General features: G+C 36.8%; 14 protein-coding genes and 1 pseudogene. All 15 read right to left on the bottom strand.

Annotated features, from left to right (window positions below; all coding sequences use genetic code 11):
* Positions 1 to 121: 121 nt before the first annotated feature.
* The 15 genes and pseudogenes from ACQV2R_RS07890 to ACQV2R_RS07960 all read right to left on the bottom strand — a co-directional run bounded on the left by ACQV2R_RS07890 (position 122) and on the right by ACQV2R_RS07960 (position 13,114).
* On the bottom strand, positions 122 to 1,342 hold the full coding sequence (locus ACQV2R_RS07890) for a nucleotidyltransferase family protein (RefSeq protein WP_428892065.1): 1,221 nt from the start codon (positions 1,340 to 1,342) through the stop codon (positions 122 to 124).
* Entirely contained in the window at positions 1,343 to 2,128 is a 786-nt protein-coding gene (locus ACQV2R_RS07895) for a class I SAM-dependent methyltransferase (RefSeq protein WP_428874495.1), read from the bottom strand.
* Entirely contained in the window at positions 2,113 to 2,475 is a 363-nt protein-coding gene (rsfS, locus tag ACQV2R_RS07900; RefSeq protein WP_428874831.1) for a ribosome silencing factor, read from the bottom strand. The genes ACQV2R_RS07895 and rsfS overlap by 16 nt, the downstream gene beginning before the upstream one ends.
* An 8-nt stretch (positions 2,476 to 2,483) precedes the next feature.
* Positions 2,484 to 3,101 (bottom strand): bis(5'-nucleosyl)-tetraphosphatase (symmetrical) YqeK, encoded by a 618-nt coding sequence (gene yqeK / locus ACQV2R_RS07905; RefSeq protein WP_428874832.1) that lies wholly within the window; start codon positions 3,099 to 3,101, stop codon positions 2,484 to 2,486.
* Positions 3,102 to 3,118: 17 nt separating this feature from the next.
* The gene (locus tag ACQV2R_RS07910) at positions 3,119 to 3,796 is read right to left on the bottom strand and encodes a nicotinate-nucleotide adenylyltransferase (RefSeq protein ID WP_428874491.1); all 678 of its coding nucleotides are present in this window, start codon (positions 3,794 to 3,796) and stop codon (positions 3,119 to 3,121) included.
* Positions 3,797 to 3,815: 19 nt separating this feature from the next.
* Positions 3,816 to 4,133, bottom strand: a complete 318-nt coding sequence (yhbY, locus tag ACQV2R_RS07915; RefSeq protein ID WP_428874490.1) for a ribosome assembly RNA-binding protein YhbY — start codon at positions 4,131 to 4,133, stop codon at positions 3,816 to 3,818.
* Between the two features lie 32 nt (positions 4,134 to 4,165).
* Positions 4,166 to 5,314, bottom strand: coding sequence for a ribosome biogenesis GTPase YqeH (yqeH, locus tag ACQV2R_RS07920; RefSeq protein ID WP_428892066.1), 1,149 nt, complete (start codon positions 5,312 to 5,314; stop codon positions 4,166 to 4,168).
* Entirely contained in the window at positions 5,277 to 5,810 is a 534-nt protein-coding gene (locus ACQV2R_RS07925; protein ID WP_428874488.1) for a YqeG family HAD IIIA-type phosphatase, read from the bottom strand. Before ACQV2R_RS07925 ends, yqeH begins: the two co-directional genes overlap by 38 nt.
* Before the next feature lie 217 nt (positions 5,811 to 6,027).
* Entirely contained in the window at positions 6,028 to 6,255 is a 228-nt protein-coding gene (locus tag ACQV2R_RS07930) for a YkuJ family protein (RefSeq protein WP_428874487.1), read from the bottom strand.
* 120 nt (positions 6,256 to 6,375) lie between these two features.
* Positions 6,376 to 7,211, bottom strand: a pseudogene (locus ACQV2R_RS07935) (NAD(P)-dependent oxidoreductase).
* A 41-nt stretch (positions 7,212 to 7,252) separates the two neighbouring features.
* A complete protein-coding gene (locus tag ACQV2R_RS07940) occupies positions 7,253 to 8,464 on the bottom strand; it encodes a glycosyltransferase family 4 protein (protein WP_428874485.1) in 1,212 nt (403 codons plus the stop codon).
* A 179-nt stretch (positions 8,465 to 8,643) separates the two neighbouring features.
* The gene (ptsP, locus tag ACQV2R_RS07945) at positions 8,644 to 10,365 is read right to left on the bottom strand and encodes a phosphoenolpyruvate--protein phosphotransferase (protein WP_428876604.1); all 1,722 of its coding nucleotides are present in this window, start codon (positions 10,363 to 10,365) and stop codon (positions 8,644 to 8,646) included.
* Entirely contained in the window at positions 10,365 to 10,631 is a 267-nt protein-coding gene (locus tag ACQV2R_RS07950) for a phosphocarrier protein HPr (protein ID WP_428874483.1), read from the bottom strand. Before ACQV2R_RS07950 ends, ptsP begins: the two co-directional genes overlap by 1 nt.
* Before the next feature lie 169 nt (positions 10,632 to 10,800).
* Positions 10,801 to 12,378 carry a peptide chain release factor 3 gene (locus ACQV2R_RS07955; RefSeq protein WP_428892067.1) on the bottom strand — a complete coding sequence of 526 codons (1,578 nt, stop codon included), beginning with the start codon at positions 12,376 to 12,378 and terminating at the stop codon, positions 10,801 to 10,803.
* A gap of 76 nt (positions 12,379 to 12,454) precedes the next feature.
* Complete coding sequence (locus ACQV2R_RS07960) at positions 12,455 to 13,114, bottom strand: DivIVA domain-containing protein (RefSeq protein ID WP_428874480.1); 660 nt, start codon at positions 13,112 to 13,114, stop codon at positions 12,455 to 12,457.
* Positions 13,115 to 13,326: the final 212 nt, after the last annotated feature.

The following is a 13,326-nucleotide window of genomic DNA, read 5'->3' on the forward strand; positions in this document are numbered from 1 at the left end:
AGTTTTATCCCGCAAATTTTTAAAATTTCAGGACATTTTCATTTACGGTTGACATCACAATAATCAATTCTAAACCAATATTAGTATAGCTGATTGACGTTCATATTACTAGTTTAGCTTGCTATAAATAAGGCTCATTTAAATAAATGGGATGCTTTGCTATCACTTGTTCTTCAGTTTTTTTATTAGGATTGGCCTGCAAAATACTATCTACTTGCAAGGCCAAGTGATAATTGTCTGCTATTTCTTGCGATAAATTAGAAAAAAGTTTTAGTTTTTCCGAATTAAAGCTGCTTAAAAAGGCTCGCCCCACTTGATTAAAAGCCAAGATACGAAGCACTTTCTGCTTTTTATTTTTTGTTAAATAACTTTGCCACATTGTTTGATCAATATGCAATAAAACCATCATCAATAGACGTTGTACAGCTGACCGTGTCCACCGACTCGAAGTAAGAGCATCCACTAATTCCTCCCAAGACTGAGTTTTGAGATTTTGCTTATAGATAGCCGACTCCATCCCCTCGACCATTCCTTGAATTTTAGCAAGACCTTCTTTCCCCAACGCTAAGATAGCATAGTTGAGTAAGGTATAATAATCTTGCCATTCGATTAAGGAATGCATTTGCAACTTCTGCCAAGTCATTATCGGAAGATTTCGAGCTTTTAGAACACCCTCTTGAACTTCCTTTCTGATTTGACTGCCTGAAAGGATAGATATTGGTTGTAGCTCATGTGGTAGCTCAATCCACTGTTCTAGCTCTTGAGTTTCTTTAAGACGAGGGATAACAATTGGTTGAATTTTAGAACCTTTTAGTGCTTTTAAGTACAGAATGCCTAGCATTTGATTGCTAGCAGATGGATCGAAACTTAAACTGTATTCATGCTGTTTCAATTGTTGAGCGACAGCCGTTTGATAAGCGGCTGGGTAGGCCTTTCCTTCTTTAAGTAAAAGACGGATATTTTTTTGCAAGTCCGCATCAATTAACTCAATAAAATCTAAATAGGCTTGAAGATCTGCTAATTCAGCCGATTCACTTCCAAAAGCTAAATAATCAACCTCCAAGTCTTTCATGATGTCAACGGAGCTTCCGGCAAAAAAATCCGCTGCCTGCAGACTAGCATTCAATGGAAGTTCGAGGACTAGGTCTGCTCCATTTTTTAAGGCAAGCTCTGCCCTATGCCATTTATCCAGAATAGGAAACTCCCCTCTTTGCACAACATTCCCACTCATTAAAACGATAATGCATTCAGCTTGAGTTAAGGTCCTTGCCTTTTTGAGTTGATAGAGATGGCCATAATGAAAAGGATTGTATTCTGCAATAATGCCTAAGGTTCTCAACATTTATTCCCCCTTTTGACATACAAAAAACCAACGATCAGTCTTTTGATCTTGAGATTCGTCATACTGACGTTCACCAAAATTGACCAAAACTTGAATTTGTTGTGGTTGCAAGCCTACTTCTAGTAAAAAATTTTTATAAGTAGCTAAGGGATAGGTTTTTTCTTCTAGGTCGACTTGATAACGTCTATAAAAATCTTGATCAGCTTCAGACTCAACGCGATCAAAGACAGTTAACTGGTGAATTACACTTAAATCATTAGCTTTAGTGAAAGATGTCCACAATAGAGCTCCCTTTTCATCTTCATCCTGATAAGAAAATTGATCAAATCCTTGACTCAATTGATAAGGGGTCCATACATCAAACAATAATCGACCACTATCTTTTAGACAATTAACCATTGAAAAAAGAGCCTGTTTAAGCTCTTCTTCATTCTTTAGAAAACATAAAGAATCTGCATAGCAAGTCACTAAATCATACTTTCCCTCTTCTGCTTCTAGATTGAGCATATCACCTTGTTGAAAGATGAGGTTTTCATATTCATTTCCTGCTTGTTTTTTAGCTTGGTCAATCATTGCTTCATTTAAATCCATACCCTTAACTTGCTGATAATTCTTAGCTAATAAACGGCTAAAATAACCTGTCCCACATGCCATATCCAAAACATTTTCAACAGCTTCTCCTGCATGAGCTAAAGTAAAATCTAGCCACTGATCATAGGCGCTCAAATCATTAAAACGGTCATAAACCAAAGCGACATCGGTAAAACTCATTAAGGATTCACCCATGCAGAAATGTCCACTAATGGCGCATCTCGCCAGATTTTTTCTAAATTATAATGGCTACGCTCTTCATAATGAAAGACATGAACAACGATTTCATAAATATCAATTAAAATCCAGCGTCCGCCATCTTTTCCTTCAGAACCCTTGATATTTATATTCGCTTGATGACATTTTTCAATGATTTCGTCCACAATCGCATTAAGTTGACGTTCATTCTTGGCGTGCATGATTACAAAATATTCTGCCAAGGGTGTCATTTGACTTACATCTAAAGCCATAATATCTTGGCCCATCCGATCGTCCGCCGCTTTTACAATTACTTCTAATTTTTCTTTACTTGATAATGTCATAATTCCTCCTAAATAACTTTATTTGCTTTATAATTTTTAATCCAACTGTTATAGACTTCAATTTGTAAGGGGAAAAGATATTCTTGCCTTTTCATCAAGTGCTTTACTGTCATACGCATCTTCAAAAAACAGGCCTTATCTAAATCAATTTGACTTAGTTTTCTAACCTTATTGACTCCTTTAAAATTACGTCCTTCTTCTGTATAGTCTGCGATATAAAGTATTTTTGCAAGTTTTGACATTTGGTGCCAGCCCGTAGTATGAGCAGCTACCGCTTGAATAATTTCATCATCTTGACATGCTAGATCCGTTTTCAATATTTGTGCAGCAGCAAAACCATGCCAGATTCCTTCTGTTGCGTCTTCAAGCCGCTCGTCTGACCAAAATGCTTGAGCTAAATTTAACATTGCCTCGGATTCAATTTCTTTGGCATAGTCATGCATTAAAGCAACGATTGATGCTTTTTCGATATCTTCTTCATAAAGCTTCGCTAACTCAAGCGCTTTTTTTTCAACCCCCATTACATGATCAAACCGTCTTTTTGATAAACGCTTTTCTAATTGATTAATCAACTCTTGACGGCTCATATTAATAAAGTCTTGTTGGTAAATAAGTTCTTCTGTCATAAAAACTCCTTCTTTCATCAATCCAAACGTCGATATAGGTCGTGGCGGTTAATGTAGTCTATCACCGCATCAGGAACTTGATAACGAATGGATTGTTCCAAGTAGACTCTTAGACGAATTTCCGTTGAAGAAAGCTCTACCAAAGGACTGTCTACCCAGATGATTGGATATTGCCCCCCATAAATTTCTTCGCCTGGACGTCGCACACCCACAAATTGAACCATTGAAGCCAATTCACTAATGTCACGCCAAGTCTCTAGTTCATTAGCTGAGTCACTCCCAATGATAAAGTAAAAGTCGCACTCAGGGTAAGCTTTCACGAAATGCCTCATAGTATCAATGGTATAATTTTTCCCACCACGATTAACTTCGTAGGCTTGGAGTTTAAACAAAGGATTACCTTCGATCGCTCTTTGAACCATTTGCAGCCGGTGTTGAGAAGCAATGGTCTGCTTCCCCGGCGCATGAGGTGGCTTTGCGGTTGGCATAAACCAAACTTCATCTAAATCTAATTGTTTTCCTACTTGTTCAGCCATCATTAAATGACCTAAATGAGGCGGATTAAAAGTCCCTCCTAAAATACCGATGCGTTGGCGATCACGGTCGGTTGTTAAATCCGCTATTTGTCCTAAGGTGATCGAGGCATATTCTCGCTCAAGCCTCAAAATAGTTTGTTCACTGACGATCGTCCGCATGGAGGTCTCCTTTCTGTTGCTATTGAATAGTGGCTATTTCTTCACTTATTCTTTGATATTTTTCTTTGTGAGAAGGGCGATAAAGAACAGCTGTATGTCCAACGGTTTGAACAATTACTGCATTAATTGCTTGAGCAATTTGTTCAGCCGCTTGATCAATTTCTTCATCAGAATTTTGCAGAATATTAAATTTAATTAATTCTCTTTTTTCAATGGCTTCATCCACTTGTTGAATAAAGACTTCTGTAATTCCTAATTTTCCGATTTGAAAAATTGCTTTTTCTTTTTGCGCTTTTTTTCTAAGAAACTTAATTTGTTTTTTATTTAATACGGTCATATTGACTCCTTTTCTAACTAGATCTGTTTAACCTAAATCATACTTTCTCTTTGTGTAACTTGGACAGCTTTTGGAGCCCATAGTCTTACTTGAACAGGTTCATTAACTGTTAACCATCCTAGTCCAGCAATCGCTAAATCTTGATTGGGTTTTAATTGATAATCCCTTCCTTGTAGTTCAGGAAAATTAACTGCTTGATTGAGATATGGAGGACTTAAGAGTTGTCCTTTGTGCTCAATGTAAAAGTCATCTGCCTTATCCGTTTTAGTCCGGTGAATATATGTCTCATTGGAGACATAAAAAGTAAAGGCTGCCCTTTCTCCTGCTATAAAATCAACTCTACCTGCTCCAGCTAAAAAGAGTGTTTGACCAGCATTTAACTGAAAAGTTCTAGGCTTAATTGCTTTATTGGGTAATAGTTTTTTCATTCCCTGACGATCTAAGTAATGAGCCAGTTGGTTTTCCTTGATAATTCCCGGAGTATCAATGATACCCGTTGTTTCTGTTAATGGTATACGAATCGTATCGAGTGTGGTGCCCGGATGATCAGAGGTTGTGATTATTTCTTTGTTTCCACCATAATGTCTCAGTAGTTGGTTAATTAAGGTAGATTTTCCAACATTAGTAACTCCCACTATGTAAACATTACGTTGTCTTACCTCGCGGTCAATCCGATCAATTAGAGCTTGTAAGCTAGCTGGCTTATTGGCTGACAGCAAAAACACTTCGTCTGGTTTTAAACTATTTTCAAAGAAACGCTGTTTCAACCAATGAACGATTCGATTTTGTTTGACTGATTTTGGTAATAAGTCTACTTTATTAGCGACTAAAACAAAGGGTTGCTTGCCAATAAAACGATTTAAGCCAGATAACATACTTCCTTCAACATCAAATATATCAATAACATTCACTACAAAAGCATCGTCTTCTGAAATGGAAGAAAGGCGATCCAGAAATATATCGTCTGAAATTTGCACATCCTGTAGCTCATTATAATGACGCAGTCTGAAACAGCGCTGACAATAAAAATCGCCTTCTATTTTTTTCTTCTCCAAGATAGAAGCCAATAAATACCCCATCTTATTAGGATCTTCACTTTGAATTTCAGCCCCACATCCAATGCATTGATAGTTTTCTTGTAAATTAGTTTGGTCTTTCAAGTTGGTCCCCCCAGTCTCCATGTCGGTCAATCCCAATCCATTTCAGTGCCATTTTTTCTAAAGTGCGATTGACCAGGGTGTAAATATTATCATTATTGACAATAGGTTTAACTAAAAGTACTTTCAAACCTAAACTCTTAGCTCCTATTACATCGGTCATTATCTGGTCACCGACCACTAAGACATGCTCCGGCTTAACTTGCATTCTTTTCATTGCTAAGCGAAAACTACGTCTGAGCGGTTTTAAGGCATGACCGAGATAAGGTAATTTTAAAGGATCCGCCACCCTATGTACTCGTTCGGGATGATTGTTGGATAAAACAAATAATTTTATACCTGCATCTTGCATACTCTTTGCCCATATTGCTAATTCTTGGGTATGATCTAGGCAATTCCATGCCAAGAGTGTATTATCAAGATCTACTATTAGGCCTTTAATTTGCTGGTTGATTAGATCAGATGGCTTAAGACGATAAACTGAATTAAGACACCAAGTGGGTTGAATCAATTTTCTCATGATTCCTCCTATACTTTTTTATTATCTTCATTAACTTATTTCTTTTTTTACTTAAAGTCATTATAGCACATTCTTGTATTCTTATACTCATGATTCACTGGCTCTAATATTTATAATTATCTTGCTTAGGATTTTAACTGATGAAAAGATTATATGTTTATGATAAATAAAAAGAGGTCTAGGATTTCGATTATCCTCAGACCTCTTTTTGTTTGTATTAACCCAACAGATCAAATATTTCAATGGCTACTAGATCAATGTTGTCAAAGCGGAAAACAGTTCCCGTTTCTGATTCTGTCATTTCAAAAGCATCATCATTTGGTAAATAAGTCACTTGGCATTTTTCAATCCCATCCAATTCAAATCGACGAATTTCAACTTCATCTTTTGCCTTAGTCATTGTTTCTAGTCGTTGAATAATTCCAGTAAGTACAGATGCTTTCATGATTTCCTCCATTCTTCACTAAGAAGATAATTTATTTTATACAAGGTATACTAACAAACTGAGATAAAATTGCAAGAAATAAATTTTAAGTTGCTTCCCAACTTAGAGTGAGGAGGACTATTAAGCTTGATCCCACCAAAGCTTAATCAAAGCTTGAGTACCATCATTTTCATGACCTTCTTTTGCTAATTCTTGGTATAAATCATAGGCAAGTTTTGTACCTGGTAAATTTAAATTGGCTTTTTCAGCTTCTTCTAAAGCAATACCTAAATCCTTGATATAGTGCTTAACAAAAAATCCAGGTGAATAGTCTGATCTTAAAATACGAGGGCCATAATTGGCCAATGACCAGTTATTAGCAGCTCCACCAGTCAAGGTTGCAATAACTTTTTCTAAGTCTAACCCATTTGCTTTAGCATACCTTAATGTTTCGACCATGCCGGTCATTGTCCCAGCAATCATAATCTGATTACTTGCCTTAGCATGTTGGCCAGAACCTGCAGAACCATGGAGTTGAATACTTGCACTAAATGTTTCAAGAATAGGACGAACTTGATCTAAAGTTGCTGCATCTCCTCCAACCATAGCTGTTAGGCGTCCTGCTTTTGCTCCTAAATCTCCACCAGAAACAGGTGCATCTAAAACAGTAACACCCAAAGCTTGTCCTTTTTAGTGAGTTCCTGAGCCAAACTTGGTCTAGAGGTGGTTAAATCAATAAAAACCTGACCTGAGTGAGCACCCTTAAACAAGCCCTTTTCACCTAGGTATACCGCTTCAACATCTTCAGGATAGCCAACTATTGTTAAGACTAAGTCACATGCCTGAGCAACTTCTTCAGGTGAAGCTTGCCAAATAGCCCCTTCTTCAACCAATTGATTGGCTTTAGACCTCGTTCGATTATAAACATAAAGCGGATAACCAGCTCTTAATATGTGTCTAGCCATTGATTGTCCCATAACACCTAGTCCGATAAAACCTACTTTGAGTGTTTGATCCACTATATTTTTCCTCCTATTACAATTTCACGAATAACATTTTTTACTTTACTAAAGACACGATCAAAAAGGCCAGTTTCTTCTTCAATATATCGCTCACATACTTGCTTGTAAAAGGTTAAAACTTGATCCGTAAACTTTTCTACTGATATTTCATATAAGTTATCTGTATCAATTGGATCAACTTGTTTTGAGTCTTTTTTCTCCAAAAAGTCTCTAATTGCTTGATTAAGTGTGTAATTTTCATCAAATAAGGCGCCAAAAGCCTCTTCTTGCATCACAGTCTTGAGGTAATCATTACTCTTAGCAATGATTGGACAGCGGTTAACAATTGCTTCTAGATAAGTCAACCCTTGCGATTCCGACTCTGAGGCATTTACATATAAATCAGCCATTTGGTAATAACGCCAAACTTCATCATGATCGACAAATCCGACAAAGCGCACATCTAAATCATGTTTACGACTAAATTGTTCTAGACTATCTCTTTCTGGTCCATCCCCAGCAATCACTAATTTTAGATTTGGATCCTTTTGCTTCAATTCACAATAAGAATATAAGACTTCAATTATATTTTTTTCTTTAGATAAACGTGATAAAGATAATAATACACGGTCTTTACTATTAAAACCTAAAGTCTTCCGCAAAGTTTTAGCTTCTTCTGGTTTAAAATTTGGAATGTTTACTCCAGTAGCTATTATCTGTATAGGAACATGAACACCATAAGATTCTAAAGTATCTTTAGTTAATTGACTGGGCGCAATGACTGCATTTGATTGGTTACAATACTGACGTGAAATTACTCTTACATGATTGGCTTGAACTAAGAGCCCATCTAAAATATAGTGGGTATAATTTTCATACATTGTATGATAAGTATGTATATTAGGAATCTTCAAACGGCTAGCAACATACTTACCAGCTAAACCCATACTAAACTCGGTGTGCGTATGAATAAGGTCTAAGTTCATGGAACGCGCTATTTTCAAACAGCGATCGAATCCCCGATATGCAATTCTTCGATCAGAAAAACTTAAAAAGGGAACACTTGAAATCCTAACAACATCTGGCTCTGCTTCTGCATTCGGATCAGTAGTAGTGAAGATAACTACCTCATGTCCTCTAGCTCGCAATTCTTTTGTTAATAATTTGATTGAAGTTGATACACCACTTAATTGAGGAAAGTAGGTATCCGTAAACATGCCTATCTTCATAATGCTTCCTTCCTAGAGCTTATTTCTATTCTCATCTATTATAGTAAATATTTTACTACCTTAACAACAGTGTTTTTTGTAAAAAAAAGACACTAGAAACGATTTGTTCCACAAACATATGGCTATGCTTAAATGGCGACAAACTTTTCCTAGGGTCTTAACTATTTATGAAATACACTTTAGGCTAAATATTGATTAACAAGCTCTTCTACTGCTTCAGATGAATTACATTCCTTGATCACGCGATCAGCTAATTCTTGCATCTTTTTACTATCTAAGCGTGAAATTAACTGACGTGTTCTTAAGATTGACGAAGCAGACATTGAAAACTCATCTAATCCCATACCTAGTAGAATAGGTACCGCCATTTGGTCACCAGCCATTTCACCGCACATACCAACCCATTTACCTTCTTGGTGAGCTGCGTCAATTACAAATTTGACTAATCTCAAAATAGAAGGATTATAGGGTTGATAAAGATAAGAAACTCGCTCATTCATTCGATCAGCAGCCATTGAATATTGGATTAAATCATTTGTACCAATTGAGAAGAAGTCTACTTCCTTTGCAAATTGGTCCGCTAAAACAGCAGCAGCTGGAATTTCAATCATTATTCCAACTTCGATAGAATCTGAATATTCAACCTGCGCTTGTTGAAGTTCTTTTTTAACCTCTTCTAATAAAGATTTAGCCTGGCGAAACTCTGAAATTGTAGCAATCATGGGAAACATGATTTTCAAATCACCATGAACCGATGCTCTCAGTAATGCTTTCAATTGTGTTTTGAACATCTCTGGCTTATCTATAGAAATACGAATAGCACGGTAACCTAAAAATGGGTTCATTTCTTGTGGCAACTTCATATATGGCAAATGCTTATCGCCACCTATATCCATGGTTCGAACGACCACCCCTTTACCATCAACAGCTTCAAGCACTTGACGATAAGCGCGATATTGATCATCTTCACTAGGAAAATCAGAAGCATTCATGTAAAGGAATTCTGTTCGATACAAGCCTACTCCATCTGCTCCATTATCAATAGCTCCCTCAACATCCTTAGGGGTTCCAATATTGGCAGCAATTTCTACTGTTTTACCATCACTAGTTATGGATGGCGATGCTACCAATTTTTTTAATTCTTCTTGGTCTTGTTTAAATTGGTCGCCTTTATGCTGATACTCTTTTAGTTCTTCCTCGTTTGCTTGCAGGATAATTTGACCTTCTAAGGCATCTACGATTAAGTTTTCTCCCTGTTTAACCGCTTGAGAAACACCTTCAATCCCAACAACGGCAGGTATCTCTAACGACCTTGCCATGATAGCAGAGTGAGATGTTCTTCCGCCAATCTCTGTGACGAAGGCTTTCACATATTTTTTATTCAATTGCGCAGTGTCGCTTGGCGTTAAGTCTCTAGCCACCACAATTACTTCATGGTCAATAGTAGCTGGAGTCGGTAATTCCACTCCTAATAAAGCAGCTAAAAGTCGTTGTTTCACGTCACGGATATCTGCTGCACGTTCTTGCATGTAAGGATTGTCTTCCATCGCTTCAAATGTAGCAATAAACATATCTGCAACTTGTTCAAGACTAGCCTCTGCATTCATCTTATCTTCTTCAATCAAAGTTTTTACTTGGGCTAGGAATTCTGGATCTGATAAAACTAAAAGATGTGCATCAAAAACTTTTGCCTCTTCTTCACCTAATTGGTCAGCAGCTAATTGGCGAATATTTTCAAGTTCCACTTTTGCTTGGTCAACAGCGACAGACAAACGCATAAGTTCCTGTTCACTATCTTCAATTGACTTTTTGTCAAAACTTAAGTCGGGATCCACTAATAAATAAACAGGTGCAATTGCAATCCCATCACTAGCCGCAATACCGGTTAGTTTATTAGTCATTATTCAGATAAGCCCTCTTTCTTCATGGTCTCTGTTACCGTTTCAATAGCTTCTTTTTCGTCAGAACCTTCAGCTGTAATTGTAACGTCAGCTCCTTGTCCTACGCCAAGAGACATCACTCCCATAATTGATTTCAAATTTACTGATTTACCTTTATATTCTAAGTTAATATCTGATGAAAACTTACTAGCTGCTTGCACTAATAAAGTTGCAGGTCTTGCGTGAATCCCAGTCTCAGCAACTACGTGAAATTCTTTCTTTTCCATATGTTCATCTCCTTAAAGACATTATTTCTAATATTAAGCTATGCGCTGAATAGCTATTCATTCTAGGCAAATAAAAACCCAGGCAAACGCTATCATTATTATACACAAAACCAAAATTAAAAGCTAAGATTATTTACTTATTAAATACCAGTAACCCTTAATAAGAGATTTACATCAACTGTTTAAGTTTAACATCAGGGTGTTTGTCTTTAAACCAATTTTCAGCAAACTGATTTTCAAAAAGGAAAACAGCTTGGCCGAAACGATCTTTTGCCAGAAGGTTTCGTGAGGAAGACATCTTAGGGTCTAAGTCCTCATCATCAATCCAACGTGCAATTTTTGACCCCATTGGTGTCATTTCAACTTCTGCATTATATTCGTTTAATAAACGATATTGAAAAACTTCAAACTGCAGTTGTCCGACCGCTCCTAGTATATACTCTTCTGTATGATAGGTCTTATATAATTGAATGGCTCCTTCTTGCACAAGTTGTTCAATTCCTTTATGGAAAGATTTTTGCTTCATTACATTCTTTGGCGCTACTTTCATAAAAATCTCCGGCGTAAATTGTGGTAGTTCTTCAAATTGGACGGCTTGGTTACCTGCATAGATGGTATCACCTATTTGAAAATTCCCCGTATCATATAAGCCAATAATATCGCCTGCAAAAGCATCTTGGACTTCTGCTCGACTGTCGGCCATGAACTGGGTAGTATGTGCCATTCGAATGGTTTTGCCGGTTCGGTTTAAAGTAACTGTCATTCCCTTTTCAAAACGGCCAGAAACAATCCTTACAAAGGCAATGCGGTCACGGTGTGCTGGGTTCATATTAGCTTGGATTTTAAAAACAAAGCCTGTAAAACGCTCATCTGTTGGCTGGATATATTCTTCGTCAACTGTTAAAGCCGGCGCCGGCTGATAAGACAAATCGACAAAGGCATCCAAGAAAGTTTGTACGCCAAAACCCGTTAAAGCGGACCCAAAAAAGACGGGCGTTAATTTTCCTCGTGAAATAGCCTGGCGATCAAAACTATTACCCGCTTCATGTAAAAGTTGTGCATCATCAATTGCTTGACTATAAATAGATGATGATTTAAAAGCGTGGTCTCCTTGGGCATGTCCTTCTTCATCCAGTGCTATAAAATAATCTTCATCATCTGATTGACGAATTTCCACGCGCTGATTGTATAAATCATATAGACCTAGTAATGTTTTACCCATACCCATTGGCCAATTCATTGGATAGGCATTAATTCCTAAGACTTCTTCTAATTCCGCTACTAAATCCATTGGCTCGCGTCCATCGCGGTCTAGTTTATTCATAAATGTAAAGATAGGAATTCCACGCTTTGAGACGACCTCAAATAATTTCTTAGTTTGAGGCTCAATTCCCTTACCAGAATCGACCACCATAACAGCAGCATCGACTGCCATTAAAGTACGGTAGGTATCTTCCGAAAAATCTTCGTGACCTGGAGTATCAAGAATATTAACTTGATAGCCATCATAATCCACTTGCATGACAGAAGACGTGACTGATATGCCTCTTTGCTTTTCAATTTCCATCCAATCTGATTTAGCGAATTTATTTGATTTTTTTCCCTTAGCTTTTACCGTTCCCGCTTCACGTATAGCTCCAGAAAATAATAAAAGTTGCTCGGTGATAGTTGTTTTTCCAGCATCGGGATGGGAAATGATTGCAAAAGTTCGACGACGCTCCACTTCTTTTGTTATATTTTTAACCATTATTTCTCCTCATTTCTGTTGATAACTTAAAGACAAGAAAAACTGGGTTTACCCCCAGCCCTTTTTTATCATTTAGTTAACCATGAGCTTTCTTAAAATCAACCAATTTTTTGTCATTTGTCTTTTCTGCCGTTTCTTCATTCTTTATAACATCTTGAATTAAACGTTGTAATTCCTCTTTTTCTTTATCTGACAATTGTTTTTCTGCCGAAAGATTCTTTCGATGACTGTTTGGTTGTAAGTCATCTTGCTCATAATCTTCAATCTGATTCCTAAAACGATCCACTTGCTTGCTAGGAAAAACCTCATCAAAATTAGTTGATGAAACAAATTTTTCATAGTCTGAAATCATATCTAGCATTTGTGATTGCATCATTTTTAATTGATCTTTTAAATCTGTTCCTGTATTGGCTAGTTCCTTACTATAATATGCAAAGTTTTCTTTGTATTGGGCCACTTGCTCATTAGTACGATTTATTAGCTTTTCTGCTTCTGCTTCTGAATCGGCAATAATTTCATTTCCTGTCTTTCGTGCGTCCACTAAACCATCTTTTAGAGCGGCTTCAATCGACTGGAAATAAACCACTTTCTCTTCTAGAGCTTGTACTTTCTGGTTTAAATTAGCAACGTCTCTTTCTAAAGATTTAATTTTTTCATCTTTATATTCAACTAATTGGTTAACTTGTTTGCGATTATAGCCAAATAGATTAACAGACACTTCGCTGATACGGTCCATTTAGTCACCTCATAACTTTCTTTTCCATCAACTAATTTTAACAAAAAATACTTGTTTTGAATAGGTCCTATTGCGATATCCCTTATTTAATGACTTTTTAAACAGATAAATTATCATAACAAGTGCAACGTTCAATAAACGCAGAGTTCATTAGCTTTATTAATAGGTAAATAACCAAACAAAACAGATTAAAAGGAGCCATTAACTATGAG

The organism is Facklamia sp. P12937 (assembly GCF_050409505.1).
Taxonomy (GTDB): Bacteria; Bacillota; Bacilli; order Lactobacillales; family Aerococcaceae; genus Facklamia.